Here is a 26,059-nt window from a genome sequence, read left to right on the forward strand (position 1 = left end):
GTCGTGCATTCGAAGGGGATTCTCACTCCGGTTTCACGTGACAATAGAGACGTGCGCGACATCACCGAGGAGAAGACGGCCCTGCGTTCGGACCTGCTGGCGGCCCGCGCCCGCCTCACCCCGGACGAACGCACCGCCGCCGGGCGGCTGTTGCGCGACACCGTGCTGACGCTGCCGGAGACGGAGATGGCCGGCACCGTCGCCGCGTACGTCTCGGTCGGCACCGAGCCGGCCACCCAGAGCCTGCTGTTCGCGCTGTGGAAGCGCGGCACGTACGTCCTCGTTCCTCGGCTGCTGCCGGACCGCGACCTCGACTGGGCTTCCTACGAGGGCCCCGACTCGCTGCGGCCGGGACCGTACGGCCTCCTGGAGCCCACCGAGCCGGCACGCGGTCCGGAGGCGATCCGCAGCGCCGACATCGTCATCGTCCCCGCGCTGGCGGTGTCGTCGGCCGGCGTGCGCCTCGGGCGCGGCGGCGGCTCGTACGACCGGGCGCTGACCCGCGTCGCCCCCGGCATCCTGACGATCGCGCCGGTCTACGACACCGAGCTGGTCGCCTCCCTGCCCGCCGAGGCACACGACCTGCCCGTACGCGCGGCGGTCACCCCGTCGGGCGGCCTGGTCGGGTTCGCCCCGCCCGGGGCCGAGACATGAGCGCGCGAGGCGCGCGAATCATCGGCGCGGCACGTCCGGTCGCTCCTCCGACCAAGGAGGACTCGTGAGCGGGGCGGGCTGGCGGCTGCTGGCGCTGCCGCCGCTGGGCCCGGACCTGATCCATCACGTGTTCGACCCGCTCGCCGAGGTCGTCGTGCCCGCCGAGCGGAGTCGCGAGGCTCTGCACGCGGCGCTGGCCGACGCGGAGCTGGTCGTCGGTGACTTCACCGGCGGGCTGTCGCTCGACGCCGCCGCCGTGGCGGCCGCCCCGCGCCTGGCGTTCGTGCAGATGCCGTCGGTCGGGGTGGACAGCCTCGACCTGGACGCGCTGACCGCCGCCGGGGTGGCGGTGGCCAACACCGCCGGCGCGAACGCCCGTTCGGTGGCCGAGTGGGCCCTGGCCGCCGCGCTGGACCTGTCCCGGCAACTGTCGTGGGCGGACCGGCGCATGCGGGAGGGCGGCTGGCCGCAGTTGGAGACGGCCGCCCGCGGTTCGGACGAGCTGGCGAACCGCCGGGTCGGCGTGCTCGGCATGGGCGCGATCGGCGCGGAGGTCATGCGGCTGTTCGAGGCGCTGGGCTGCCGGGTCGCATACTGGTCGCGGCGGCGCCGGGACACCGGCGTCTACCAGGAGCTGGACGACCTGCTCGCCGGCTCGGACATCCTCGTCGTCTGCCTGCCGCGCACACCGGAGACCGTCGGACTGCTGGACTCCCGGCGGCTGGCGCTGCTGCCCCGGGGCGCGTTCCTGATCAATGTCGCGCGCGGCGGGATCGCGCCGGACGACGCCGTGCTCGCCGCGCTCGACGGCGGCGGGCTGGCCGGAGCGGCGCTCGACGTGTACGAGGACGAGCCGCTGCCCGCCGACCATCCGCTCCGGCGGCACGAGAGCGTCCTGCTCTCTCCGCACGCGGCCGGCGCGACCCGACAGTCGCAGCTCAACATCATCACCGCCGTGGTCGACAACATACGGGCCGCGGTCGAGGGCCGACCGGTGACGAACGTCGTCAACGGAGTCGACCCGCTGATCCGCCACCGCTGATCCGCTACCGCTGATCCGACCTTCCCCGTCCAGCGCGGCGGCGCTCCGCCGTCTCCGGTGACGGATTGTGAGAAAGTCCTGTTCAAGGGGGTGTGGGTGAAACTCGACCTGTGGCTGCTGCTCGGCTCGATCGTGGTCATCGTGGCGATCGTGGCCGTCCGACTGGCCCACCGCAGCGGGCTGCCCAGTCTGCTGCTGTACTTGGCGTTCGGCCTGGTGCTGGGCGAGTCGGGGTTCGGCATCCGGTTCGACGACATGCTGGTCGCCGAGACACTGGGTCTGGCGGCGCTGGTGCTCATCCTGGCCGAGGGCGGACTCACCACCCGCTGGTCGGCCGTACGGGGGGCCATCCCGGCCGCCCTCTCGCTGGCCGTCGCCGGCACCGCGGTCAGCATCGCGGTGGTCGCGGCGGTGGCGCACTGGCTGGTGGGCATCGACTGGCGCCTCGCCCTGCTGCTGGGCGCGGTGCTCGCCCCGACGGACGCCGCGGCGGTGTTCTCCGTGCTACGGAGGCTGCCGCTGCCCGCCCGCCTGACCGGCATCCTGGAGGCCGAGTCCGGGTTCAACGACGCGCCGGTCGTCATCCTCGTGGCCGCTCTCAGCGCGAAACACGTGGAGTCGCCGCTGCTGATGGCGGGTGAGCTGGTCTACGAGCTCGCCGTGGGGGCGACGATCGGTCTCCTGGTCGGCTGGCTCGGCGCGCACGCCCTGCGCCGGGCGGCGCTGCCCGCGTCCGGCCTGTACCCGATCGCGGTGATGTCGCTCACCGTCGGCGCGTACGGCGCGGCGTCCGTCGCGCACACCAGCGGGTTCATGGCGACCTACCTGGCGGCCCTCGTGCTGGGCAACAGCCGGCTGCCGCACCGCCCGGCCACCCGCGGGTTCGCCGAGGGCCTCGCCCTGCTGGCGCAGATCGGGCTGTTCATCATGCTCGGACTGCTGGCGTCGCCGGATGAGCTGCCGGCGCAGCTCGGCGCGGCGTTGATCTGCGGGTTCGCGCTGGTGCTGGTGGCGCGGCCGCTGTCGGTCCTGGTGTCCACGCCGTTCTTCGGGCTCGACCTGCGGGCGAAGACGTTCCTGTCATGGGCCGGGCTGCGCGGCGCCGTGCCGATCGTGCTGGCCACGATCCCGGTGACGGCCGGGCTGCCCGGCGCGGAGGCGCTGTTCGCGCAGGTGTTCATCATCGTGGTGGTGTTCACCCTGCTGCAGGGGCCGACGTTGTCCTCGCTCGCGCGCCTCCTGCGGGTGACCGTCCCCGACCACACCCGGGAGATCGACGTCGAGGCCGCCCCGCTGGAGGAGCTGCACGCCGACCTGCTGGAGATCCGGATCCCGCCGGACTCCCGGCTCAACAATGTGGAGATCTTCGAGCTGCGGCTGCCCGAGGGCGCGGTGATCACGCTGGTCGTACGGGACGGGCACAGCTTCGTGCCGGGCCCCGACACCGCCCTGCAGGCGGGCGACGAGCTGCTGGTCGTCGCCACGAGCGCCGCCCGGCCCGCCGCCGAACGCCGGCTGCGCGCCGTCAGCCGGCGCGGGAAGCTGGCCGGTTGGTACGGCGAGCACGGCGATCAGTGAACGTGTGCGGCGGGAATCATTCGGCGCCCGGTAGCATTAGCAGTCACTGAGTGAGAGTGCCAGCCCCCCGAGGGCTGTGTACAGCTAGGAGGAACTCGTGCCGACGTATCAGTACGCGTGCACCGAATGTGGTGAGCCTCTGGAGGTCGTGCAGAAGTTCAGCGACGACCCGCTGACCGAGTGCCCCGCATGCGGCGGGCGTCTGCGCAAGGTGTTCTCCGCGGCGGCGATCGTGTTCAGGGGATCGGGCTTCTACCGCACCGACAGCCGCAGCGGTTCGACCACCTCGTCCAGCGGCTCGGCGAAGAAGAGCGAGCCCGCCAAGACCGAGGCGAAGAAGGACACCTCGTCCTCGTCGTCTTCCGACTCCTCTTCGGGCTCGTCCGGCGGTTCCTCCGGCGAGAAGGTCGCCTGACCCGCCGAAGATGACGGGGCCGTCGCGGTGACGGATCCGGCGGGCGCTCGGTCCATGACGACGTGCGCGACGGACTCCCCACTCGGGCGGGGAGCCCGTCGCGCCCTGTACTCAGCGGGCCTGTACTCAGCGGGCCTGTGATCAGCGCCCTGTGATCAGCGCACGGCCTGCGGCATCGGCCGTCGGTCCGCCTCGGCGGCCGCGTCCCCCGCGAGACGGCCCGGCCACCAGATGCGCTTCCCGATGTCGTACGTCAGGGCCGGGACGAGCAGCGACCGGATCAGCAGGCTGTCGAGCAGCACGCCGAACGCGACCGCGAAGGCCATCTCCACCGTGCCCGTCACCGGCAGGGTCGCGAGCCCCGCGAACGTCGCGGCCAGCACGACCCCGGCCGAGGTGATCACACCGCCGGTGACGGTGAGGCCGCGCAGGACGCCGCGCCGCGTACCCAGCCGCTGCGACTCCTCCCGCACCCGGGTCATGAGGAAGATGTTGTAGTCGACGCCGAGCGCGACCAGGAAGATGAAGATTTCCAGCGGGAAGCTGGAGTCGGCGCCCTCGAAGCCGAACACGTGGGTGAACACCAGCCCGCACACGCCGAGTGACGCGGCGAACGACAGCACCACCGTCGCCATCAGCAGCAGCGGCGCGACCAGGGCCCGCAGCAGCAGGACCAGGATGACGAACACGACGGTCAGGACGATCGGGATGATCACCTTGTTGTCGTGCGCGGCGGCGCGCTGCGTGTCGAGATTGATGGCGGTGGCCCCGCTGACCATCGCCCCCAGGGGATGCACCGCGGCGCGCAGCCGGTCGACCGTGTCGCGGGCGGCGCCGGTGTCCGCCGCGCTGGACAGGGTCGCGTCGTACTGCTCGTAGTCGCCCGCGACCACCGGTGCGCTCACCGCGGACACGCCGGGCGTACGGGCGATCGTGGCGCGCAGGTCGGCGTTGCGCGGGCCGATGACGACCGCCGGGCTGCCGGTGCCGGCCGGGAAGTGCCGGGCCAGCGCCCGCTCGCCCACGACCGAGTCAGGGGTGCCGACGAACTGTCCGGCGTTCGAGACCGGCCCGGTCTTCAGCGACAGGATGCCGAACGCCAGGGCGGCCAGCACGAGCACTCCGCCGATCGAGATGATCCGCGGCCGGGCGCTGACGAACCGCGCGACGCGGGCCCAGACGCCGTGCTCCTTCTCCACCGCGTCGGGCTCGTCGACGTACCGGACGTCGAACCGCGGCACGATCGGCCAGAAGACGCCGCGCGGCAGCGCCACGAGCAGGGCGGGCAGCAGCGTGGTCATCGCGATCAGCGCGCAGACGATGCCGACCGCCGCGACCGGGCCGAGGCCGCTGGTGGAGTTGAGCTCGGCGACGACCAGGCACAGCAGCGCGATCGTCACGGTGGCGGCGCTGGCGAGGACGGCGGGCCCCGCGCGGCGCAGCGCGATCCGCATGGCCTCGTGCTTGTCCTCGTGCCGGTGCAGCTCCTCCCGGTAGCGGGCGATCAGCAGCAGCGCGTAGTCCGTGCCGGCGCCGAACACCAGGACCGCCAGGATCGCGGTGCTCTGGCTGTTGACCGTGAGGCCCGCCTTGGCGAGCAGGTAGACCAGCCCCTGGGACAGCATGTACGCCGAACCGGCCGACACCAGCGGCACGACCCACAGGAACGGGCTGCGGTACGTCACCAGCAGCATGACGATCACGACGGCCAGGGTGACGATCAGGAGTGTGCCGTCGACCGTCATGAAGACCCCGATCAGGTCGGACATCGTGCCGCCCGGACCGGTGACGCGGACGTCGAGCCCGGCCGGTGGCCCGCGTTCGACCACCTTGCGGAGCTCGTCGATCGATTTCAGGACGACGTCCCCGTCGCCGCTGACCGGGACGACGAGCTGCATCGCCGCACCGTCCCTGGAGGTGATCGGCCCCGTGACCGACGCGACGTGCGAGACGCCCTTCAGCTCCACGGCCGCCGCCCGCGCGAACGCCAGGTCCTGTGGGGTGACGCCGCCGCGCCGCTCGTACGACACGAGCGTGACGGTCCCGTCCTCGTGGTGCAGCTTCTGCTGCAGCTTGATGACCTTGGTGGCCTCGGCCCCGCCGGGCAGGTAGGCCTCGGCGCTGTTCTTCGTGACGCCCTGCAGTCTGCCCCCGAGCGCGCCGCCGATCATCAGCAGGATCAGCCAGGCGACGAGGACGACCCACTTGGTACGGCGGCCGGCGGGAACACCGGCCAGTCGGCTCGGCATGGTTCACCTTCCTGGAAACGCGTAACATCTCTCTATCGCAGAGAAGATATTACGCGTCTCTCGCGCTGACAAGACATATCGCGAGTCCGATATCGATCCGTGGCCAAGCGGCCGGAGCGCGCGTTGTCCACAGGTTCGGAGGGCGGTCTCGCGGCACGTCGCGGCGGCCGACTAGGGTCCGGCTCATGCATGCAGAGATCGGCGTGATCGGTGGGTCCGGCTTCTACTCCTTCCTCGACGATGTCGAGGAGATCGAGGTGCCCACCCCTTACGGCCCGCCCAGCGACACCATCGCCCTGACCACGGTGGCCGGCCGCCGGGTCGCGTTCCTGCCCCGGCACGGCCGCGACCATCGCTACCCGCCGCACAAGATCCCCTATCGGGCGAACCTCTGGGCCCTGCGTTCCCTCGGGGTCCGCCAGGTCATCGCCCCGAGCGCCGTCGGTTCACTCGCCCCGGCGTACGGCCCCGGCACCCTCGCCATCCCCGACCAGCTCGTCGACCGCACCAGCGGCCGCGCACAGACCTACTACGACGACGGCGCGGTGCACCTGTCCTTCGCCGACCCCTACTGCCCGCGCGGCCGCCACACCGCGCTGGAGGCCGCCCGCGCGGCGGAGTGGCAGCCGGTCGACGGCGGCACGCTCGTCGTCATCGAGGGGCCGCGCTTCTCCACCCGCGCCGAGTCCCGCTGGTACGCCGCCCAGGGCTGGACCCTCGTCGGCATGACCGGGCACCCCGAGGCCGTCCTCGCCCGCGAGCTGGCGCTGTGCTACATCCCGGCCTGCCTCGTCACCGACCTCGACGCCGGCATCGAGGAGGGCGAGGGCGTCACCCACGAGGAGGTGCTCCGCGTCTTCGCGCAGAACGTCGACCGGCTGCGCGACCTCGTCATCGACATCATCGGCACCCTGCCCACCGACCGCGACTGCCCCTGCCCGCACGCCCTGGACGGGCTCGAGGTCCCCATCGAACTCCCTTGACGCCCCCGCCCGCCCGCACACCCCGGGCGGGCCCCAGGCCCCCATCGGGCTCCCCTGACCACCCCGCCATTCCCCCGGAGCGCCCATGACCGCCGTGACCCCGCTGCCGGAACGACGACGATGAGGGCGACGCTGAGCCGGCACCGCCGTCTGCTCGCCGCCGTGCTGGCGGCCGCGGCGGCGGCGTTCGGCCTCGCCGCCGCACGGCCCCACCAGCGCGGAGTGCCGGTCCTCGTCGCCGCTCACGACCTGCCCGGCGGCACGACCCTGTCCGCCGCCGACGTCGGGATCCGCACCCTGCCGGCCCGCACCGTGCCCGACGGGGCCGTCCGCCGGGCTGCGGGACGCACGCTGGCCGGGCCCGTGCGGCGGGGCGAGCCACTGACCGACGTGCGGCTGCGCGGCGGCACGCTGCTCGACGACGCGGAGCCCGGCACGGTTGCGACGCCGGTACGCCTCGCCGACGCCTCCGTCGTACGGCTGCTGCACGCGGGTGACCGCGTGGACGTCCTGGCCGCGCGCGCCGAGGGTCCGCTGCCGGCCCGCACGGTCGCGGCGGCGGTCCCGGTCGTCGCGGTGCCCCGGCCGGGACCCGACACCGACGAGGGGGCGCTCGTCGTGCTGCGCACCGGCCGCACCCAAGCCGCGGCCATCGCCCGCGCCGCCGTCGACTCCCGCCTATCGGTCACCATCGTCGGCTAGACCGCTTCCCACCACCGGCCACACCTGACCGTCCCACGGCGCCCATCGCCGGTCACCCACGGTCCCGCTCACCACGCCGACCGCCCGACCCGAACCGAACCAACCTGCCCCGCCTGACCCGAGCCGGCCCACCCGACCCGACCTCAGCCGCTGAGCCGAGGCGTCGACGGGGCCCGCTGAGTCGAGTTGATCTGTGTGTGAGGGTCGCCCGCCGCGTCGCGTGGAGGGGGTCAGTCGCTGGAGTCGGGGGTGTTCTCCTTGGTGTACTCCCAGTGCCACGGCTCGAAGGGGCTGCTGTAGGCCCATGCCGGGTGGAAGAACTCGTACTTCTTGGAGTTCGCCTGGAGCCAGTTGAACTGTGCGGAGCCCTGGCTCTGCACTCCGCCGCACAGGTCCACGGCCGTGCCCCAGCCGTGGTTGCTGTGCCCCGGCACCGCCGCCATGCCGGGCCGGTCGGCGTAGATCCGCTGCTGCTCGGCGAGGGGGCGGTAGGAGTCGGTGAGGCACATCTGGGTGCCGAAGTGCTGCTTGTAGGCGTTGTTCAGCTGGTAGAAGGCCAGCGCCGCGTCGGCGCGGAGCTGCCTGCCGGGCTGCGGCAGCGGGCAGAGGTACCGCGCGGGGATGAGCCCGTTGGGGAACTTCCGGGCTTCGGCGACCAGGCTCTTCTGGCAGGTGAGCTGCAGTCGGGTGGTGGGGTCGAGCTTCTTCAGGGCGGCGGTGAGCTGGGCGGTGAGACGCGCGGCGCGCGCTTTCAGCGCGTTCATCTCCTGCTGCAGCTTCGCCTCCTCGACCGCGTTGTTCGACTGCAGCTCCTGCGCCGACGCGGCGAGCTGCTCACGCTGGTTCTGCAGGCGGCCGGCCTTGTCGATGAGGGACTTCTGGTCGTTGGTGAGCATCGTCAGGTCGGTCGCGGCGGCCAGCGCCCGGTCAGGGTCGTTGCCCCCGATCAGGGCGGGAACGCCCATGACGCCCGGCTGCTTGTACGCGTTGGCGGCCAGTTGGGCCAGCGGCTCTCGGATCTTGTTGAGCTCGGCGTTGGCAGTGCCGAGATCCGCGAGCGTGCTCTTGAGCTTGTCCTCGGAGGCGGTGAGCTGCTTCTTGCGCGCCTCCCACGCCTTGGTGGCCTTGGAGAGCTCGTTCTTGGCCTTGTCGGCCTGCTTGCGAAGGGCCTGAACGCTGTCGGCCGACGGCGACTGGGCGGCCGACGACTCATTCGCGCTGGACGTCAGCAAGAGCACGACCGCCGCGATCGCCGCGATCAGCGCCGCTGACCGAGTGCTTGGCACGCGGAGATCCTCCGGGGGACTGGCGAACTATGTGCGGCGGGACGACGGTACTACAGGTAAGCGTGTGCTTCGTGCTCTGTTCGTGACCTCACGGGCGGGCGTGACCGCCGCGGCGTCGTTTGCACAGGTCCCACATCCACGGCCACTTCTTCAGCTCCGGCGGGCACTTGGTGCTCTCGGAGGGGGACGGGGCCGTGGTGCGGGTCTGCCGGGGCCGGGAACGCGCGCTGTGCGACGCGCTGGGGGACGCGGAGGCCGTGGATGCGGACGTCGGCGCGGGCCGGGCGCTGCGCGAGGCGACGATCTCGCCGAGGGCCCGCTCGGTCCGTTCGACGGTGCCCGAGTCCTCGTCGTGCTCCCGCGCGGACGGCGTCGCGGCGGCCGCCTGGGACTGCGAACGGTCGCCCTTCCCGCCGCTGCCGACGGCGAGGAGACCGCCGATGATGAGGGCCGGCACGATGATGAGGACGGCGAGGAGCGTCACGCCTCGACGGAACGGCGTCCGCTCGAACCATCCCGCCAGGCGGCTCGCGACGGTAGCGCGCGGCTTGTCCGTTGCGTCCTCAAATAGGCCATTCACGGGAGCAGAGTAGCGACAAGAAACGCTCCTAGTAGTCGGAACCGAGCGACACGTGGCGACGGAGTCCGGATCCGGCCCCTGGCAGACTTACCGGCGTGGGCGATCGCATGACATTCCCGGATCCGGACCGCATGCTGGGCTGCCTGCTGGGCGGCGCGATAGGCGACGCGCTCGGCGCACCGATCGAGGGCCGGCCGATCGCGGAGATCCGCGCGAAGCACGGCGCCGCGGGGCTGACCGAGTACAGCGACGCGCGGGTGCGGGCGGGCGCCGTCACCGACGACACCCAGATGACGCTGTTCACAGCCGAGGCGCTGATCCAGGCGTCGATCCGCGAGCGGAGCAAGGGCATCGGCGGCGCGGCGCCCGGTCTGCTCCAGGCCGCGTACCTGCAGTGGCTGCGCACGCAGGGCGAGGAGTTCCCCGATCAGGACCTCGGCGGCGGCTGGCTGTTCGCCCAGCCGGAGATGCACGAGCGGCGGGGCCCCGGCAAGACCTGCCTGAGCGCCCTGCACACGGTCGCCGCACGGCGGCGTCCGTACGTCCCGGTGGGCGGCATCGAGGAGCCCATCAACGACTCGAAGGGCTGCGGCGGCGTCATGCGTGCGGCGCCGGCGGGCTTCCCCTTCTCCCCGCGCGTCCCGGAGGGCGTCGCCGACTGCCGCCGCGCGGCGTTCGCGATGGGCGCCACGTCCGCCGCCCTGACGCACGGCCATCCGAGCGGATATCTCTCGGCGGGGGTGCTGGCCGCGACGGTCTGGGGCCTGCTGCGCGGCGCGGACCTGGCCGACGCGCTCGACGCCGCCCGTACGGTGCTGGAGTCGTACGCGGGGCACGAGGAGACCTCGGCGTCGCTCGACGCGGCGGTGGCACTGGCCCGGGACGGCGCGGCGCTCACGCCCGAGCGGCTGGAGACCCTCGGCGGCGGCTGGACCGGTGAGGAGGCCCTGGCCATCGGGGTGTGCGCCGCACTGGCCGTACGGGACGGCGCGCCCGCCGACGTCGTACGGCGGGCGCTGCGGCTCGCGGTGAACCACTCCGGGGACAGCGACTCCACCGGCTCGATCTGCGGCAACCTGCTGGGCGCGCGGTACGGCACGACGGCGCTGCCCGGCCACTGGCAGGCGGGCGTCGAACTGCGGCGCGTCATCGTCCAGATCGCCGCCGACGCCGCGCTGGAGTTCGGCCCGAACGCGCCGACCGACCCGACGACCGATGACGTGCCGATGAGCTGGCACACCCGCGCCTGAGCGGATGCGGCCGGTGCCGCCGCGCCGTATCAGCCGAACCCGCCTACCGCCGGCCGTACCCCGGTAGTGCCCGCCGGCTGACGCGGCCTCACGGCCTGGCGGGGATCACACCCTCGTCACGGCCGGTGCCGGGGAGAACTTCACCGGCAGTTCGGTCAGCCCGCGCACCCGGAAGGCCGGCCGCCATACGAGCTCGTTCGCCGGTACCGCCAGCCGTACGTCCGGCAGGCGGTCCAGGAGCACTTCGACGGAGGTCTCCGCGATGATCTCGCCGAGTTCCGGCGCCGGGAAGGGGCAGCCGTGGTCGCCGTGGCCGAAGGAGAAATGGGCGTGGTTGCCCCGCGATCCGGCGTCCTGGGGCTGCATTACCAGCGGATCGGAGTTCGCGCCGGCCAGGCAGATGACGACGGCGTCACCGGCCCGGATCTGGCGCCCGCCCAGGCGGGTGTCGCGGGTGGCCCAGCGGAAGGTGTTCTGGGCGGGCGACTCCTCCCACAGCACCTCGTTCATGGCCTGCCCGACGCTGCGCCGCCCTCCCGCGAGGGTCAGGGAGAACCGGTCGTCGATCAGCATGAGCCGCAGCGTGTTGCCGATCCAGTTGGCCGTCGGGTCCTGACCGGCGATCATCATGATGAGGAGGTCCTGGGTGAGCTCCTCGTCCGTGAGCTCCGCGGGATGGTTCAGCATCCGGGAGGCGACGTCCGCGCCCGGCTCGGCGCGTTTGGCCGCCAGCAGCCGCCCCATCGCGCCCGCGAACCGCTGGTACGCCTCGAGCGCGCCCTCGCCGCCGTCCAGGACGGCCATCACGTCCTCCGCGATGCTCCATGCCTCGGACTCGGCCAGGCCGAACATCCCGGCGAGCGCCAGGGCCGGGATCCGGTTGGCGTACTGGACCATGAGCTCGGCCCGTCGCTGCCGCAGAACTCATCGATCAGCTCGTCGGCGATCCGCTCGCACCGGGTCCTCAGCTCGAACCGGTCGACCTCCGCCATCGCGTCGGTCATCGCCTGGGCCCGCCGCTGGTGGGCGGCCCCCTCGCTGAAGAGGATCGATCCGGGCTGGTAGCCGACGAGCGCCATCAGGGGCCAGTCCGCAGGGATGTTCGGCCACTGGTTCCAGCGGCGGGAGTCGCGGGCGAACAGCGTGGAGTCGCTCAGGACCTGGTGGACCTCCCGGTAACCGATGATCAGCCACGCCGGCACGTCGCCTTCGAGCAGGACGGGCAGCACCGTGCCTTGCCGGTTCCGGAGTTCCCCGTAGAGCCGGGCGGGGTTCTCCTTGTCGTAACGCGGTCCGTACAGCGGCACGGCGTCCGGAGGGACGGGCGGCGGAGGGCCCAAGGGCCCGATCGTCGGCTCGGTGTCGGTCATGACTGCCTTCCCAGGGCGGTGGGGTCAGAACCCGGTACGGGGCGCGGGCCCGGCCCCCGATCGGGGCCGGGCGCCGGGTCGGCTGCGTGGACCGGAGTCAGCGCCGGGCGCCGGATCGAGCACGCCCCGGCGCCGGGCACCGAGGATGCCATGGATCATGGCCGGGCGACGGATACCGGGGAGAATTTGACGGGCAGCGAGAGCAGGCCCCGAATCTGGAACGACGACCGCCACGTCAGTTCCTCGGGGGACACCGCGAGGGCCACGTCCGGAATACGGTCGAGAAGCACCTCCACCGCGGTCCGGGCGATGACCTCCGCGAGCTCCGGCGCCGGGTGCGGGCAGCCGTGGCTGCCGTGCGCGAAGGACAGGTGCGCGTTGTTGTCCGGCACACCGGTCCCGGCGGGCCGGACGTACGGGTCGGCGTTCGCCCCGGCCAGGCCGAGGAGGAGCGCGTCACCGGCCTGGATGCGCCGCCCGCCGAGCTGCGTGTCGCGGGTGGCCCACCGCCCGAGGCTGCCTTGCACCGGGATGTTCTCCCACATCACCTCGTTGAGCGCCTGGCTGACGCTACGGCGCCCGCCGGAGAGGGTGAGGGAGAACCGGTCGTCGGTCAGCATCAGCTGGAGGGCGTTGCCGATCCAGTTCGCCGTCGGCTCCTGGGCCGCGACCGTGAGGAGGATGATGTCGAACAACAGCTCCTCGTCGGTCAGGGCCGCAGGGTGGGCCAGCATCCGCGAGGTGACGTCCGGGCCCGGCTCCGCGCGCTTCGCCTTGATGAGGCGCTGCATCGTGGCCGCGATCCGCTCGTAGGCCGGAATGGCCGCCTCGCCGCCGTCGAGGGAGGTGACGACATCGCGCGCGGTGTTGTCCACGTCGGCCATCGGGATGCCGATGATCTGGGCGATGGCCATGACCGGCATCGAGTAGGCGTACTGCGTCATGAGCTCGGCCTCGCCCCTGCCGGCGAAGTCGTCGATCAGCGCGTCGGCGATCTCCTCGCACCGGGTCCGCAGCTCGAACTGGTCGACCCCGGACATGGCGTCGCTGATGGCGTCGACCCGGCGCTGGTGCTCGGGCCCCTCGCCGAAGAGCACCGACGGCTGGTACGACGTGTACTGGATGAGCGGCCAGTCCGGCGGGATGTTCGGCCACTGGTTCCAGATGCGCGGGTCGCGGGCGAACAGCTGCGGATCGCTGAAGAGCTGGTGCAGCTCCCGGTAGCCGATCACGAGCCAGGCGAAGATGTCGCCTTCGAGCAGAGCCGGCACGACGGGGCCGTGCGTCTCCCGCAGCTCCCGGTACAGCTCGGCGGGGTTCTCCTGGTAGCGCGGCCCGTACAGCGGGACCGCGTCCGGATGCTCCTCGATCGCCGGCGGCCCGGTCTCCGGCGGCTGCTGAGTCATCAAATACCTTCCTGCTGAGCCGTGGACAGCGAGTACAGGTGGTTCACGAGCGTGATCAGCACCTTCTTGCTCGAATCGCGCTCACGGGCGTCGCATTCGATCAGCGGGATGTCTTCGGACAGATCGAGCGCCGCCCGGATGTCCTCCAGCTTGTGCGCCGGCCCGCCGAAGTCGTTGCGGGCGACGATGAACGGCATCCCGTGGTGCTCGAGACGGTCGATGGCGTACCAGGAGTCCTGGACCCGCCGGGTGTCGACGAGCACGACCGCCCCGAGGGTGCCGGAGAACAGCCGGTCCCACAGGAACCAGAACCGCTGCTGACCCGGGGCGCCGAACAGGTACAGCACCATCTGGTCGTTCAGGCTGATCCGCCCGAAGTCGAACGCCACCGTCGTGGTGGTCTTGTCCTGAACGCCGGCCGCGTTGTCGATCCCGACTCCGGCCCGGGTCATGACCTCTTCGGTGCTGAGCGGGCGGATCTCGCTGACCGACCGGACCATGGTCGTCTTGCCGACGCCGAAGCCACCGACGATGACGATCTTCAGTGCGTTGCTGGCGGTGCTCCGCAGCGGCGCGCTGGTGACCCGGTCAGAGCTTTTCAAGTCCAAGGAGCACCTGCTTCAGGATGTCGGGTTCGGGGAGTCTGGTCTTCGCGGGTGCCACCGTCGGATGACGTGCGGTGATCCGGCCGGTGTCGAGCAGGTCGCACAGCAGGATCTTCACCACGCTGACCGGCAGCCCGAGCTCGGCGGCGATCTCCACGACCGCCATCGGATTCGTGCACATCTGAAGAATTTTCACGTGCTCGGACTGCATGCCCGGCGCGGGATCGCATTCGCTGACGATCAGGGAGACGATGTCGATCGAGCTCTCGTCCACCCGGCTGCGGCCACCGGTGACGATGTACAGCCGGTCCGGGTCCTCTCTGTCGACAGACCGGGACGTCATCGGGAGGCACTGCCCTGCTGCCGGGGCTGCGCGACCAGGTACTCGCCGAGCTGCTCGACCAGCTCGTGCATGTTGTGGCCGATCACACCCACGTCGGCGTCCTCACCGGCGATGAGGGCCAAGTGGGCGCCCTCCCCCGCCTCGACGATGAACAGCAGTCCACCGTGAAACTCGGTCATGGACTGGCGGAGGCCGCCGGATCCGTCGCCGAACTCCGCGGAGGCGCCGTAGGACAGGCTCTGGATGCCCGAGGCGATCGCGGCGAGTTGGTCGGCCTGGTCAACGCTCAGCCCGTACGTGTGGCAGAGCTTCAACCCGTCCTTGGACAGGACGAGGGCGTGCCGGCTCTCCGGAGTCCTCTCGAGAAGGTTCTCCAGCAGCCAGTCGAGGTCGCGATCTGTGGTCTTCATGGTTGGTGCGGGGCGGTGATCCGGGCGTGGGCGCCGGAGATTCGTCCCCTGCCTCCAATCTGTTGTCTTGTCATTCCAGCCTGGCAGGGTGAGCGACGCGTTCAGCTCTCATCCGTCTCGGGAGCGGGCGCGTCACCGCTCGCGCGCTTGCGGCGACCGGCCTCCCGGAAGGCTCGGAACCTCGCTCCGGGGTCGGTCGCGGGCCTTTCGGCCCGGGGCTTGGGCTCTTCGGACGCCCGGGCGGTGGCCGCCGCCAGCGTCTGGCCTCTCCGTCGTCTGGGCAGCCCGCCGATCATCTCATCGCCGCCCGGGACGGTCTCGCCGCCGGCCTCAGGGAGATGGGGCGGCTCCGTCGCCGGGTCGGCGGTCTCCTCGGTGACCGGCGCGTCGGCGGGCGCCACGCTCGTGGCCTCCACCGTGGCGACCGCACCCGGCTCGGGGGCCGCGGTCCGGATGGCCGCGTCCGCCCGGGCGCTCTCGGTACGGCGGGTGTCCAGGCCCACGACGCGGGCCCCGCTCGGTACGGCGGCCGGCCCCGGCTGGGTGATCAGCGACCTCGGGATCATGACGACGACTCCGGTGCCGCCACGGGAGGACGGCCGGAAGGACACCGTGAGGCCGTGCTTACGGGCGAGGCAGCCCACCACCGCGAGGCCGAGCCGAGTGCCGGACAACGAGGTCAGGTCGAGCTCCGCGGAGGAGACCGCCCGCTCCGCGCGCTCCAGCGCGGCGGCGCTCATCGCCAGGCCGCCGTCCTCGATCGTGACCACGACGCCCGCGTGCACCTCTTCGACGTAGACGTGCACCTCTTCGGACGGCGGGGAGAAGCTCGTCGCGTTGTCCATCAGTTCGGCCAGGGCGTGCATGACGCCTTCGGCGGCGTAGCCCGCGACCGCGACGGCGCTGGTGGAGTGGACCCGGACACGCTGATAGGCGCTGATCCGGCCGACCGCGCCGCGCAGGATGCTCTCCATCACGATCGGCTTGGTCCAGCGTCGTCCGGATCGGGCGCCGGTGAGCACGGCGATGCTGTCGGCCAGGCGACCGGCCTGCGCCGTCGTGTGGTCGAGCTTGAGCAGGTCGCCGAGGACCGCCTCGTCGTGCTTGTTCTCCATCTCGCGGAGATCGGCGAGCATGCTGGTGGCGAGGGCCTGGACGCGACCGGCGGCGTTCGCGCAGACCGACATGGCGGCGGCGCGCATGCGCTCTCCCCGGGCTACCTCGTCGACGAGGACGCGGAGGATCCGCCGGTACGCGGCGTCGGCGGGCTGTTCGATCGAGGACATCGCCGTGTCGCCGGACGCCCCCTCGCGCAGCCGCTTCACGACCGCGGGCAGAGTATGGTCGGCGAGCCGGGTGACCTCCGACTCCATCGCCGCGAGACGGTCGCGGAGGATGCGTGCGGTCTGGAACCCGTAGGCCGCGAACGACAGCGCGGCGCACAGGACGAGTGCCGCCACCCCGGTGCAGGCGGCGACGAGCCCGCGATCCGTGGCGGGAACCGCGGCCGTCACCCCCAGGCAGACGCCGCCGGTGACCACCACCGCGGCCAGCAGGACGAGTAGGGCCCGGTCCATCGGCGGGCGCTCGGCCCGCTGGTGGGTAGGAACGTGTGCTGACATCAATCAGGTCCTCGTCGGCGGTTGGAGCAAAGAACGGAGTCTTCCGGAGCCGTGGGCGAGCCGTCCCCGCGTGGGGTGCAGGATCGCGCTAGGGAATGGCCGATAAATCGGTGTGCGCGCACCGTTCGACGCGGTGGACGGTGAAGTCCTCGGCCGAGGGCCGCCGGACGAACCGCAGAGAACGACAGGAACTAAAGAGGATTCGCCTCCGCCGATCCGCGCGGTCGTACGTCTCTATCTCGATCCCTCGCCTCAGCCGAGATGTGCACCCTGGGGCCTGGCAGTGGCCAGGCCGCGTATGGGACGCAGATAGTAGTCGCTCGGTAGTTACAGCGGAACGTTTTGTCGCTTTTCAGGGACATTCCACGCTTTGCCCGGCCATTCGGCACCGGAGGACCCGGCTCGGCACCGACCCGTGGTCGCCGTCTTCGCACAGCGCGACGGCCTCCGGGTCGTGAACCCGGAGGCCGTCGCGTCGTGGGTGTCCTCAGCCGGTGACGGGCAGGTCGCTGGGGACCGGCTCGGGCTTCGGCGCCTGCCCGGGCGGCTCCTTCCGGATGCCGGCGCAGGTGGCCGAGGAGACGCTGAGGGTCTGGGTGTGGCCGGGGCCGAGGGGCAGGACGGCCTCGATGGCGGTGACGGTGAGGGTGCCGTCGGCGTTGCGCACCTGTTTGTTGAGGGTGACGCTGGCGGTGCCGAGCCCTTGGACGGGGATGGTGAGGGCGCTGTTGGGCGCGGCGTCGGCGGCCAGGCGGCGCCCGGCGAGGGTGGCGTTCACCAGGTGGCTGGTGGCGGTGCCCGCCGTGCAGGTCGCGGTGACCAGGTGGGCCCTGAGGGCGGCCTTGGCGACGCTCAGGTCGGTGACGCTGGCGCGGGCGTAGGCCGGCTTGGCGGTGACGTGCAGGACCTTGACGTCGATGAGGGGGTTGGCCGGCAGGTGCAGCAGGCTTCTGTCGGCGGTGGCGGCGACGGCGGGGGTCGCGGGGATGGCGACCAGACCGGTGGCGGCCAGACCGTAGGCGGAACCCGTCCCGCCGGTGGCCGAGGCCGTGCCGCTCATGACCAGGGGCGCGGCCAGCGCACCGGCGGCCACCGCGCAGGCGGCCAGACGTATCGAACGCATGGTGACTCCTTGAAAGTAGGTGAAAGCGCGAACGCTTCCCTCGAGAGCTAGGCCGTGACGAGGACCGACGTGCCGAGGGGGACCTCGGACAACTGCTTCAGCGCGTCAGCGGGGACGCGGACGCAGCCGTGCGTGACCGCCTTGCCGAAGACCGACGCGCTCGGCCAGCCGTGGAACGCGACCGTGCCCGGGCCGCCGCCGAACGTGTCGAGCGTCTCGGAGTGCGCCCCCACCGGCAGGATGAGCGGGCTGTAGGTCTTCTTGGCGGGCGCCAGGGAGGCCAGCAGGAACGTCCGGCCCACGGGGGTCGGCGTCTTGGCCGCCCCGACCGCGACGGTCCAGGTGCCCAGCTTGTGGCCGGACTTGGTGAGCGTCAGCGTGCGCGCCGAGGTGTCGACCTTGATCTCGTACGGGCTGCGGGCGGTGTCCAGGCCGACCTTCCCGGTGGGGATCCAGCCGGTCGAGCGGTTCGGCCGGCTGGGCAGCAGAACGCGGTCCCACCCCGACTTGGTCTCGACGACCGGCACCCAGGTCGGGCTGCCGAGCTGGGTACTCGGCAGCACGGCCACCGCCGGTCCCCCGGCGGTGGCCGACACGGGCACGGCGGCCTTCGGGTGCACCACCGTGCCGTCGGACATCGCGTCGGCGGTGTCCTGCCCGAGACCCTTCAGCGTGGTGTAGGTCGTCGCCTGCGGCAGCTTTCCGGCGGGCGACGCCGCCGGCCCGCCGCCGGCCGGGGTCGGCGAGTGACTCTTGCCGCCGCCGCAGCCCGTCACCGGCAGCGCGACGGCCACCGTGACGGCGGCGACCGCCATCAGACCGCGGGCGCGCACCGGCGGGTGGGCCGTCGCCACACGGCGACGACCAGCGCGATTGGAACGATCGGTCACGAATACTCCCGTAGATCGTGATGCAGGGGGAGGCGAGCGGGATCTCGCGAGACCGTGATCTCGGAGGGAAGCCACATAACTACCACAAGTAATCATGCGAACGTCTGCCACTCTCCGAAATCAATTGACAACAGATACCCACGTGCGGAGATGACGCTGGATATCGGCATGGTCACCGTACGGTGACAATGACCTGACCTCGACAGGCCGACCGGGATCTCACACGAGGGTGCGGAGTTCGCCACGCCCGTACGGGCCGGATCGGGCGGGCCGCGGACGGGGCGACCGGCTCTCCCCCGGAAGACCGCGGGCTGGAATGATTCAGGCCATGAGCATGCCGATCCTGATGACGGTCGACGATGACCCGTCGGTGTCCCGCGCCGTCGCCCGCGACCTGCGGCGACGTTACGGAAACGACTACCGCGTCGTACGTGCCGACTCAGGCGCCGACGCGCTCGACGCGCTGCGGGAGATCAAGCTGCGCGGCGACGCGGTCGCCGCGATCCTGGCCGACTACCGGATGCCGAACATGAACGGCATCACCTTTCTCGAGCAGGCGATGGACCTGTTCCCGCACGCCCGGCGCGCGCTGCTGACCGCGTACGCCGACACGGACGCGGCGATCCAGGCGATCAACGTCGTCGACGTCGACCACTACCTCCTCAAGCCCTGGGACCCTCCGGAGGAGAAGCTCTACCCGGTCGTGGACGCGCTGGTGGAGACCTGGCGCGCCGTCGGCGACCGGCCGGTCGAGGAGACCAAGCTCATCGGGCACCGCTGGTCGCGGCCGTCGTACGAGATGCGGCAGTTCCTGGCCCGCAACTCGGTGCCGTACCGGTGGTACTCCGTGGACGAGCCCGAGGCGACCCGGCTGCTCGAGGCGGCCGGCGCGGCGCCGGACGAGATCCCGGTGGTCATCACTCCGGACGGCAAGACGCTTCGCGCGCCGACCGGCTCGGAGATCGCCTCCGCGGTCGGGCTCTCGACCGAACCGGCCGCCGAGTTCTACGACCTCGTGGTGATCGGTGGCGGGCCGGCCGGGCTCGGCTCCGCGGTGTACGGCGCCTCGGAGGGCCTGCACACCGTCCTCGTGGAGAAGAAGGCCACCGGCGGCCAGGCCGGGCAGAGCTCCCGGATCGAGAACTACCTCGGCTTCCCCGACGGCGTCTCGGGCGCGCAGCTCACCGACCGCGCGCGCCGCCAGGCGGCGAAGTTCGGCGCCGAGGTGCTCACCGCCCGGGACGTCGTCGGGCTGACCGCCCGCGGCCCGGCCCGGGTGATCACGTTCGGCGATGGCACGGAGATCGCCGCCCGCGCGGTCGTCCTGGCCACGGGCGTCTACTACCGCGCGCTGGAGGCCGAGGGCGCGGAGCGGCTCACCGGGCAGGGCGTGTACTACGGCTCGGCGTCCACCGAGGCCCCGGCCTGCCAGGACAAGGACGTCTACATCGTCGGCGGGGCGAACTCCGCCGGGCAGGCCGCCGTGTTCTTCTCCAACCACGCCCGTTCGGTCACCCTTCTCGTACGGGGGCCGGCGCTGGAGCGTTCGATGTCGCACTACCTGATCGAGCAGCTACGGAACATCGGCAACGTCCACGTGCGGGTGCGCACGACCGTCGAGGCGGTGGACGGCGAGGAGCACCTGGAGCGGGTGACGCTCCGCGACGCCGAGACCGGGAAGACGGAGACGCTGCCGACGAACCACCTGTTCGTGTTCATCGGCGCGGCGCCGCGTACGGAGTGGCTCGGCGACACGATCTCCCGGGACTCGCACGGCTTCGTGTGCACCGGCCCGGACCTGCTGCGCGAGGGGCGCCGCCCACCGGGCTGGACCCTCGACCGCGATCCGCTGTACCTCGAATCGTCCATGCCCGGAGTGTTCGTCGCCGGTGACGTACGCTCGCAGTCGGTCAAGCGGGTCGCCTCCGCCGTCGGCGAGGGCGCGATGGCCGTCGCTCTCGTGCATCGGTACCTGGAGGAGCGTTGAGCACCGAAACCCTCACCCCCGACGGACTCCGCACCCTCTTCCTGTTCGAGGGGCTCTCCCACGAGCAACTGGCCTGGGTAGCCGAGCACGCCGGCGTCGAGCACCACCCCGCGCAGGCCCGGGTCATCGCCGAGGGCGACCCCGCCACCTGCTTCTACGTGCTGCTGTCCGGCACACTGCGCATGTGCCGTACGGTGCACGGCGACGAGGTGGAGCTCGTCCGCACCGACCAGCGCGGGGTGTACTGCGGGGCGACCGAGTTCCTCATGGGGCGACGGGACGACCAGCGCTACTCCGCGTCGGTGTACGCCGTCACCGACCTGAGCTTCCTCACGCTGCCGGCGGCGGAGTTCGGCGAGCGCTTCGTCGCGTGGTTCCCGATGGCCGCGCACCTGCTCGAGGGCATGTTCCTCGGCAAACGCGCCACCGACGCGCTCATCGGCCGGCGGGAGCGGCTGATCGCGCTCGGCTCGCTGTCGGCCGGGCTGACCCATGAGCTGAACAACCCGGCCGCCGCCGCGGTCCGGGCGACGGCCGCGCTGCGCGAGCGCGTCGCCGGGATGCGGCACAAGCTGGCGCTGCTGGCCCGCAACGACATCGATCCCGACCTGCTCGAACGCCTCATCGAGGTCCAGGAGCTGCTGGTCAAGCAGGTCGCCGACGCGCCGCGGCTGAGCGCGATGCAGACCGCGGACCGCGAGGACGAACTGGCCGACTGGTTCGACGAGCACGACGTCGCGGCCGGGTGGGACCTCGCCGCGGTGTTCGTGCCGGCGGGCATCACGGTGGAGCGCCTGGAGGAGGTGCGCGCGGCCGTCGGCGCGAACGACCTCAACACCGCGCTGCGCTGGCTCGGCTACGCCGTGGAGACCGAGACGCTGATGGGCGAGATCGAGGACGCCACGACCCGGATCTCCGCCCTCGTCGGCAAGGCCAAGCAGTACTCCCAGATGGACCGGGCCCCGTTCCAGTGGATCGACGTCCACGACGGCCTGACCTCCACGCTGGTCATGCTGTCCGGGAAGATCGGTAAGGGCGTCCGGGTCGTCAAGGACTTCGACCGGTCGCTCCCGGAGATCCCGGCGTACGCCGGCGAGCTCAACCAGGTCTGGACCAACCTGATCGAGAACGCGCTGGGCGCGATGGGCGGCGAGGGCACGCTGACGATCCGCACCGGCCGGAACAACGACCGGGTGCTGGTCGAGATCTGCGACACCGGACCGGGCGTCCCGGCCGACCTGCGGGAGCGGATCTTCGAGCCGTTCTTCACGACCAAGCCGGTCGGCGAGGGCACCGGGCTGGGGCTGGACATCTCCTGGCGGATCGTCGCGAACCGGCATCACGGCGACCTGCGGGTCACCTCGGAGCCGGGCGACACCCGCTTCCAGGTGTTCCTGCCGCTGACCGAGCAACCCGAGACCTGACGGGTTTCAACTCTCCCTGACTGGACAATCACCCCTCGGTCACCACATAAGCTCCTCTGAGCCTGCGGTGTGACGATCTAGCTGCGGTAAGTGATCAGGAGGGGTAGATGGCCGACAAGAGCCTCCAGAAGGGGCTGAAGAACCGCCACGTCGGCATGATCGCCATCGGCGGCGTCATCGGGGCGGGGCTGTTCGTCGGGTCGGGTGCCGGCATCCACACCACCGGGCCGGCGATCCTCGTCTCGTACGCGATCGCCGGCCTGCTGGTCGTCCTCGTCATGCGGATGCTCGGCGAGATGTCGGCCGCCTCCCCCGACACCGGCTCCTTCTCGGCCTACGCCGACCGTGCGATCGGCCGCTGGGCCGGCTTCACGATCGGCTGGCTGTACTGGTGGTTCTGGGCGGTCGTCCTGGCCGTCGAGGCGACGGCCGGCGCCAAGATCGTGCACGGCTGGATCCCGGCCCTGCCGCAGTGGCTGCTGGCGCTCGCCCTGATGATCCTGCTCACCGCGACGAACCTGTTCTCGGTGGGCTCGTACGGCGAGTTCGAGTTCTGGTTCAGCACGATCAAGGTGGCCGCGATCGCGGTGTTCATCGTGCTCGGCCTCCTCGCCATCTTCGGGCTGCTGCCCGGCACGCACGCCGTCGGCATGAGCAACCTGACCGGGCACGGCGGCTTCTTCCCGCGCGGGTCCGGCGCGGTGGTCACAGGCCTGCTGACCGTGGTGTTCGCGTTCATGGGCAGCGAGATCGTCACCATCGCGGCGGGCGAGTCGCAGGACCCGGGCCGCGCCGTGACGCGCGCCGTGAACAGCGTGATCTGGCGGATCCTGGTCTTCTACCTCGGCTCCATCGCCGTCGTCATCACGCTGCTGCCCTGGAGCGCGAGCGACGTCGCCAAGAGCCCGTACGTCGCGGTCCTCGACCGGATCGGCATCTCCGGGGCCGGAACGATCATGGACGTCATCGTCCTCACCGCCGTGTTGTCCTGCCTGAACTCCGGCCTCTACACAGCCTCGCGGATGGCGTTCTCGCTGGCCGAGCGCGGTGACGCGCCGAAGGTGTTCGGCGCCACCACCGCGCGCGGCGTCCCGCACGTCGCGATCTGGATCTCGGTGGCCTTCGGGTTCGTGGCGGTCATCTTCGACTACACCAGCCCGGACACCGTCTTCCTCTTCCTGCTGAACGGTTCCGGCGCGGTCGCCCTGTTCGTGTGGACCGTGATCGCCGTGTCCCAGCTGCGGATGCGCCGCCGCCTGGAGCGCGAGGCGCCCGACCGCCTGCTCGTCCGCATGTGGCTGTTCCCGTACCTCACCATCGCCACGATCGCCGGCATCGCCGCGATCCTCGTGACGATGCTGTTCGACGACAGTGGCCGGCCGCAGGTCCTGTGGTCGGTGGTGGTCGCCGCCGTCGTCCTCATCGCCGCGTTCATCCGCCACGGCCGGAGCCACACCGCCGAGGCCGGCAGCGCCGAACCCAGCGGCGCCAACGCCGTCACCGCCGAGCGCTGACCGCCGCCCGCGACCGGTGACCGATCGCCGGTGGCCGGTCGCCGGTGGCCCGGTCTCGTAGGAGCCCGGGGCCGTCGGCCTGACGGCTCAGGCCACGGCCCGGGCCGACCTGCCGCGCACCCAGCCGGTGGCCGCGGCGGCGGGGCATCGGCGCTGCTCAAAGACCTGATCGACGCGGATCTCGCCGACTCCGGCGCCATTCCCGGATAAGGCACGAGCGGACCGGGCGCAGCCACTCGCCGCTACGCGGAGTTCGGACTTGGCGGCAATCCGGAGCATAGAGGGCGTCAGACGGGAATACTGCCTGCCGTGATGAGCGGATTTCGTAAGTTCATATTGCGCGGCAACCTCGTCGACCTCGCCGTCGCCGTGGTGATCGGTACCCAGTTCAGCAACCTCGTCAAGAGCTTCGTCAACTCCTTCATCAATCCGCTGCTGGCAGTGGTGGGCGGGAAGCCCGACTTCACCAGCCTCGTCCTCACCGTCGGCAAGGCCAAGTTCACGTACGGGGCCTTCCTCACCGAGGCGGTGTCCTTCCTCATCTCCGCGGTGGTCATCTACTTCGTCATCGTCCTGCCGGTCACGCGCGTACTGCACCTGTTCGATCGGAAGCAGGCGGCGACCGAGCGGGACTGCCCCGAGTGCACGATGAAGATCCCCCTGGCGGCGCGGCGGTGCCCGGAGTGCACGGCCGTCATCACGCCGGCGACCGAACAGCCCCTGCCGATCGTCTGAGGGAGCCTGAGAATGAGGAAGTCGGCCGTCGGCAGGTCCGCCGACACCGCCGAGACCGAAGTCCCCGAGCACGGAACCCCCGACACCGAAACCCCCGACACCAAAGCCCCCGATACCGAAACACCCGATCCCAGAGCCTCCGACACCGAAACACCCGAGACCGACGCTCCCGAGAAGGGCACCGCCGAGACGGATGCTCCCGAGGAGGAGGCTCCCGAGCCCACCGACCTCGGCGTCCGCTGGTGGTGGGCGGCGCTGCGCCGGACCGTCGGCGAGGTGCAGCGGGACGATCTCGTCGACCGGGCGGCGGCCCTGACCTACTACGGCGTCCTGTCGGTGTTCCCGGCGCTGCTCGTCCTCGTGTCGCTGCTCGGCCTGACCGGCAAGAACACGCTTCAGCAGCTCATCGACGAGCTCGGCAAGGCCGCCCCCGGGCCGGTACGCCAGCTCGCGATCAACGCGCTGACCGAGCTGCAGCACGGGACCGGCGCCGCCGGTCTGGCCGGAGTGCTCAGCCTCCTGGTGGCGCTGTGGTCGTCCTCCGGGTACGTCGCCGCCTTCATGCGGACCTCGAACGTCGTCTACGACGTGCCCGAGGGCAGGCCGCTGTGGAAGACGCTGCCCATCCGCCTCGGCATCACGATCGTGATGCTGGTCTGCCTGACCGTGACGGCGGTGACCGTGGTGGTCACCGGGGGCATCGCGCGCCGCGTCGGCGACCTGATCGGCGCCCAGTCCGCGACCGTCACCGTCTGGGACATCGCCAAGTGGCCGGTGCTGCTGCTGGTCGTGAGCTTCATGTTCGCGCTGCTGTACTGGGCCTCCCCCAACGCCAAACAGGGCTTCCGGTGGGTCAGTCCCGGCGGCGTCCTCGCCGTGCTGCTCTGGCTGGTCGTCTCCGCCGGGTTCGCCCTGTACGTCGCGAACTTCGGCTCGTACAACAAGACGTACGGCAGCCTGGCGGGCGTGGTCGTCGCGCTGATCTGGCTGTGGATCTCGAACCTCGCGGTCCTGCTCGGCGCGGAGTTCAACGCCGAACTCGAACGCAGCCGCGCCATCGAGGCCGGCCTCTCCCCACGCGAGGAGCCGTACGTCGAGCTGCGCGACACCCGGACAATCAAGGATGACGAGATGCCCTGAGCCGCGCGAACTAGCCTGGAACGGTGGTGCCGGCCTACTTCGGAGAGCCGACCGGCCAGGGATGGGCGCAGGTCGGCGACCTCACGCTGGCCCTGGCCCTGTCGGCCGCGATCGGACTCGAACGTGAGGTCAGGCACAAGAGCGCCGGGCTGCGCACCCACACCCTGGTGGGCTTCGCCGCCGCACTGATCATGCTGGTGTCGAAGTACGGCTTCACCGACGTCCTGGGCCCGCACGTCACGCTGGACCCGTCCCGGGTCGCCGCCCAGATCGTCACCGGGATCGGGTTCGTCGGCGGTGGTCTGATCTTCGTACGCCGCGACGCGGTCCGCGGGCTGACCACCGCCGCCATCGTCTGGCTGACCGCCGCCGTGGGCATGGCGGCGGGCGCGGGCCTCTGGCTGCTCGCCGTCCTGGTCACCACCGGGCACTTCCTCGTGGTGTTCGGGCTGACCCCGCTGGCGGCCCGGCTGCCGCGGTCGAAGTACGCGCCCTCGCGCCTGCGGCTGGCCTACCGCAGCGGGCGCGGCACGTTGCGCGAGGCCCTCGCCCGGTGCACGAGCCACGGCTTCACGGTCAGCGAGCTGTCGGTCGAGGACCGGGGCGAGGGCGACGATCCGCGCGTCGTCTCGGTCTGGCTGTCCGTGCAGGGCACCGGCGCGGTCAACGAGCTGGCCGTCCTGCTGTCGGAGATCGAGGGCATGGTCGCGGTCTCGGCCGACGACGCCAACGTCCCCCGGGAGTGACGTCC

The 26,059-nt window shown here is 71.5% G+C and carries 25 protein-coding genes; 13 read left to right on the forward strand and 12 right to left on the reverse strand.

Annotation, left to right across the window (positions count from 1 at the left end; all coding sequences use genetic code 11):
* The first annotated feature begins 51 nt into the window (after positions 1-51).
* The 4 genes from AB0L00_RS08430 (at position 52) to AB0L00_RS08445 (ending at position 3,689) form a co-directional block, all read left to right on the forward strand.
* Positions 52-654, forward strand: coding sequence for a 5-formyltetrahydrofolate cyclo-ligase (locus AB0L00_RS08430; protein ID WP_364430178.1), 603 nt, complete (start codon positions 52-54; stop codon positions 652-654).
* Between the two features lie 64 nt (positions 655-718).
* Complete coding sequence (locus AB0L00_RS08435; RefSeq protein ID WP_364430180.1) at positions 719-1,696, forward strand: NAD(P)-dependent oxidoreductase; 978 nt, start codon at positions 719-721, stop codon at positions 1,694-1,696.
* Positions 1,697-1,792: 96 nt separating this feature from the next.
* On the forward strand, positions 1,793-3,274 hold the full coding sequence (locus tag AB0L00_RS08440) for a potassium/proton antiporter (protein WP_364430183.1): 1,482 nt from the start codon (positions 1,793-1,795) through the stop codon (positions 3,272-3,274).
* A 97-nt stretch (positions 3,275-3,371) separates the two neighbouring features.
* Entirely contained in the window at positions 3,372-3,689 is a 318-nt protein-coding gene (locus tag AB0L00_RS08445; RefSeq protein WP_364430186.1) for an FmdB family zinc ribbon protein, read from the forward strand.
* A gap of 155 nt (positions 3,690-3,844) precedes the next feature.
* Here AB0L00_RS08445 and AB0L00_RS08450 read toward each other — a convergent pair whose 3' ends face one another.
* Positions 3,845-5,938: an MMPL family transporter gene (locus AB0L00_RS08450; protein ID WP_364430189.1), complete on the reverse strand. Its 2,094-nt coding sequence runs from the start codon at positions 5,936-5,938 to the stop codon at positions 3,845-3,847.
* Positions 5,939-6,123: 185 nt separating this feature from the next.
* On the opposite strand from AB0L00_RS08450, the gene AB0L00_RS08455 reads away from it, so the two are divergent.
* Together AB0L00_RS08455 and AB0L00_RS08460 are read left to right on the forward strand one after the other, a co-directional pair.
* Positions 6,124-6,921, forward strand: coding sequence for an S-methyl-5'-thioadenosine phosphorylase (locus AB0L00_RS08455; protein WP_364430192.1), 798 nt, complete (start codon positions 6,124-6,126; stop codon positions 6,919-6,921).
* Between the two features lie 120 nt (positions 6,922-7,041).
* The gene (locus tag AB0L00_RS08460) at positions 7,042-7,623 is read left to right on the forward strand and encodes an SAF domain-containing protein (protein WP_364430194.1); all 582 of its coding nucleotides are present in this window, start codon (positions 7,042-7,044) and stop codon (positions 7,621-7,623) included.
* Positions 7,624-7,853: 230 nt separating this feature from the next.
* Here the strand turns inward: AB0L00_RS08460 and AB0L00_RS08465 are convergent, their stop codons facing one another.
* Positions 7,854-8,909, reverse strand: coding sequence for a D-alanyl-D-alanine carboxypeptidase family protein (locus AB0L00_RS08465; protein ID WP_364430197.1), 1,056 nt, complete (start codon positions 8,907-8,909; stop codon positions 7,854-7,856).
* A gap of 88 nt (positions 8,910-8,997) precedes the next feature.
* Complete coding sequence (locus tag AB0L00_RS08470; protein WP_364430200.1) at positions 8,998-9,393, reverse strand: hypothetical protein; 396 nt, start codon at positions 9,391-9,393, stop codon at positions 8,998-9,000.
* 191 nt (positions 9,394-9,584) lie between these two features.
* Here AB0L00_RS08470 and AB0L00_RS08475 point away from each other — a divergent pair, with 191 nt between their 5' ends.
* Entirely contained in the window at positions 9,585-10,739 is a 1,155-nt protein-coding gene (locus tag AB0L00_RS08475; RefSeq protein WP_364430202.1) for an ADP-ribosylglycohydrolase family protein, read from the forward strand.
* A gap of 105 nt (positions 10,740-10,844) precedes the next feature.
* Here the strand turns inward: AB0L00_RS08475 and AB0L00_RS08480 are convergent, their stop codons facing one another.
* From AB0L00_RS08480 to AB0L00_RS08520, 9 genes are all read right to left on the reverse strand, one after another.
* Complete coding sequence (locus AB0L00_RS08480; RefSeq protein ID WP_364430204.1) at positions 10,845-11,636, reverse strand: hypothetical protein; 792 nt, start codon at positions 11,634-11,636, stop codon at positions 10,845-10,847.
* Positions 11,543-12,109 (reverse strand): hypothetical protein, encoded by a 567-nt coding sequence (locus AB0L00_RS08485; protein WP_364430207.1) that lies wholly within the window; start codon positions 12,107-12,109, stop codon positions 11,543-11,545. The genes AB0L00_RS08480 and AB0L00_RS08485 overlap by 94 nt, the downstream gene beginning before the upstream one ends.
* A gap of 155 nt (positions 12,110-12,264) precedes the next feature.
* Positions 12,265-13,515 (reverse strand): cytochrome P450, encoded by a 1,251-nt coding sequence (locus tag AB0L00_RS08490; RefSeq protein ID WP_364430209.1) that lies wholly within the window; start codon positions 13,513-13,515, stop codon positions 12,265-12,267.
* The gene (locus AB0L00_RS08495; protein ID WP_364430212.1) at positions 13,515-14,123 is read right to left on the reverse strand and encodes an ATP/GTP-binding protein; all 609 of its coding nucleotides are present in this window, start codon (positions 14,121-14,123) and stop codon (positions 13,515-13,517) included. The genes AB0L00_RS08490 and AB0L00_RS08495 overlap by 1 nt, the downstream gene beginning before the upstream one ends.
* The gene (locus AB0L00_RS08500; protein ID WP_364430215.1) at positions 14,104-14,463 is read right to left on the reverse strand and encodes a DUF742 domain-containing protein; all 360 of its coding nucleotides are present in this window, start codon (positions 14,461-14,463) and stop codon (positions 14,104-14,106) included. The genes AB0L00_RS08495 and AB0L00_RS08500 overlap by 20 nt, the downstream gene beginning before the upstream one ends.
* Positions 14,460-14,873: a roadblock/LC7 domain-containing protein gene (locus tag AB0L00_RS08505; protein WP_345354716.1), complete on the reverse strand. Its 414-nt coding sequence runs from the start codon at positions 14,871-14,873 to the stop codon at positions 14,460-14,462. The genes AB0L00_RS08500 and AB0L00_RS08505 overlap by 4 nt, the downstream gene beginning before the upstream one ends.
* 101 nt (positions 14,874-14,974) lie before the next feature.
* Positions 14,975-16,495 (reverse strand): ATP-binding protein, encoded by a 1,521-nt coding sequence (locus AB0L00_RS08510; RefSeq protein WP_364430218.1) that lies wholly within the window; start codon positions 16,493-16,495, stop codon positions 14,975-14,977.
* Positions 16,496-16,982: 487 nt separating this feature from the next.
* Positions 16,983-17,618 (reverse strand): choice-of-anchor P family protein, encoded by a 636-nt coding sequence (locus AB0L00_RS08515; protein WP_364430220.1) that lies wholly within the window; start codon positions 17,616-17,618, stop codon positions 16,983-16,985.
* 47 nt (positions 17,619-17,665) lie between these two features.
* Entirely contained in the window at positions 17,666-18,472 is an 807-nt protein-coding gene (locus tag AB0L00_RS08520; RefSeq protein WP_364430222.1) for a L,D-transpeptidase, read from the reverse strand.
* Positions 18,473-18,836: 364 nt separating this feature from the next.
* On the opposite strand from AB0L00_RS08520, the gene AB0L00_RS08525 reads away from it, so the two are divergent.
* The 6 genes from AB0L00_RS08525 (at position 18,837) to AB0L00_RS08550 (ending at position 26,054) form a co-directional block, all read left to right on the forward strand.
* Complete coding sequence (locus AB0L00_RS08525; RefSeq protein ID WP_364430225.1) at positions 18,837-20,495, forward strand: FAD-dependent oxidoreductase; 1,659 nt, start codon at positions 18,837-18,839, stop codon at positions 20,493-20,495.
* Positions 20,492-21,919 carry an ATP-binding protein gene (locus AB0L00_RS08530; protein WP_364430227.1) on the forward strand — a complete coding sequence of 476 codons (1,428 nt, stop codon included), beginning with the start codon at positions 20,492-20,494 and terminating at the stop codon, positions 21,917-21,919. Before AB0L00_RS08525 ends, AB0L00_RS08530 begins: the two co-directional genes overlap by 4 nt.
* A 107-nt stretch (positions 21,920-22,026) precedes the next feature.
* On the forward strand, positions 22,027-23,433 hold the full coding sequence (locus tag AB0L00_RS08535) for an amino acid permease (RefSeq protein WP_364430230.1): 1,407 nt from the start codon (positions 22,027-22,029) through the stop codon (positions 23,431-23,433).
* Positions 23,434-23,745: 312 nt separating this feature from the next.
* The gene (gene mscL / locus AB0L00_RS08540; RefSeq protein ID WP_364430233.1) at positions 23,746-24,168 is read left to right on the forward strand and encodes a large conductance mechanosensitive channel protein MscL; all 423 of its coding nucleotides are present in this window, start codon (positions 23,746-23,748) and stop codon (positions 24,166-24,168) included.
* A gap of 12 nt (positions 24,169-24,180) precedes the next feature.
* Positions 24,181-25,308 (forward strand): YhjD/YihY/BrkB family envelope integrity protein, encoded by a 1,128-nt coding sequence (locus AB0L00_RS08545; RefSeq protein ID WP_364430236.1) that lies wholly within the window; start codon positions 24,181-24,183, stop codon positions 25,306-25,308.
* 23 nt (positions 25,309-25,331) lie between these two features.
* The gene (locus AB0L00_RS08550; RefSeq protein ID WP_364430239.1) at positions 25,332-26,054 is read left to right on the forward strand and encodes an MgtC/SapB family protein; all 723 of its coding nucleotides are present in this window, start codon (positions 25,332-25,334) and stop codon (positions 26,052-26,054) included.
* The last annotated feature ends 5 nt before the right edge of the window (positions 26,055-26,059 follow it).

Origin of the sequence: Actinoallomurus sp. NPDC052308 (assembly GCF_040679195.1) — a bacterium.
Lineage (GTDB): Bacteria > Actinomycetota > Actinomycetes > Streptosporangiales > Streptosporangiaceae > Actinoallomurus > Actinoallomurus liliacearum.

Bases quoted from the DNA above. Each gene is read 5' to 3' on its own strand.
- AB0L00_RS08525 (WP_364430225.1), top strand. From the start codon at position 18,837: ATGAGCATGCCGATCCTGATGACGGTCGACGATGACCCGTCGGTGTCC.
- AB0L00_RS08480 (WP_364430204.1), bottom strand. From the start codon at position 11,636: ATGGTCCAGTACGCCAACCGGATCCCGGCCCTGGCGCTCGCCGGGATG.
- AB0L00_RS08545 (WP_364430236.1), top strand. From the start codon at position 24,181: ATGAGGAAGTCGGCCGTCGGCAGGTCCGCCGACACCGCCGAGACCGAA.
- AB0L00_RS08505 (WP_345354716.1), bottom strand. From the start codon at position 14,873: ATGAAGACCACAGATCGCGACCTCGACTGGCTGCTGGAGAACCTTCTC.
- AB0L00_RS08455 (WP_364430192.1), top strand. From the start codon at position 6,124: ATGCATGCAGAGATCGGCGTGATCGGTGGGTCCGGCTTCTACTCCTTC.
- AB0L00_RS08535 (WP_364430230.1), top strand. From the start codon at position 22,027: ATGGCCGACAAGAGCCTCCAGAAGGGGCTGAAGAACCGCCACGTCGGC.
- AB0L00_RS08500 (WP_364430215.1), bottom strand. From the start codon at position 14,463: ATGACGTCCCGGTCTGTCGACAGAGAGGACCCGGACCGGCTGTACATC.
- mscL (WP_364430233.1), top strand. From the start codon at position 23,746: ATGAGCGGATTTCGTAAGTTCATATTGCGCGGCAACCTCGTCGACCTC.
- AB0L00_RS08510 (WP_364430218.1), bottom strand. From the start codon at position 16,495: ATGTCAGCACACGTTCCTACCCACCAGCGGGCCGAGCGCCCGCCGATG.
- AB0L00_RS08450 (WP_364430189.1), bottom strand. From the start codon at position 5,938: ATGCCGAGCCGACTGGCCGGTGTTCCCGCCGGCCGCCGTACCAAGTGG.
- AB0L00_RS08460 (WP_364430194.1), top strand. From the start codon at position 7,042: ATGAGGGCGACGCTGAGCCGGCACCGCCGTCTGCTCGCCGCCGTGCTG.
- AB0L00_RS08515 (WP_364430220.1), bottom strand. From the start codon at position 17,618: ATGCGTTCGATACGTCTGGCCGCCTGCGCGGTGGCCGCCGGTGCGCTG.
- AB0L00_RS08485 (WP_364430207.1), bottom strand. From the start codon at position 12,109: ATGACCGACACCGAGCCGACGATCGGGCCCTTGGGCCCTCCGCCGCCC.
- AB0L00_RS08490 (WP_364430209.1), bottom strand. From the start codon at position 13,515: ATGACTCAGCAGCCGCCGGAGACCGGGCCGCCGGCGATCGAGGAGCAT.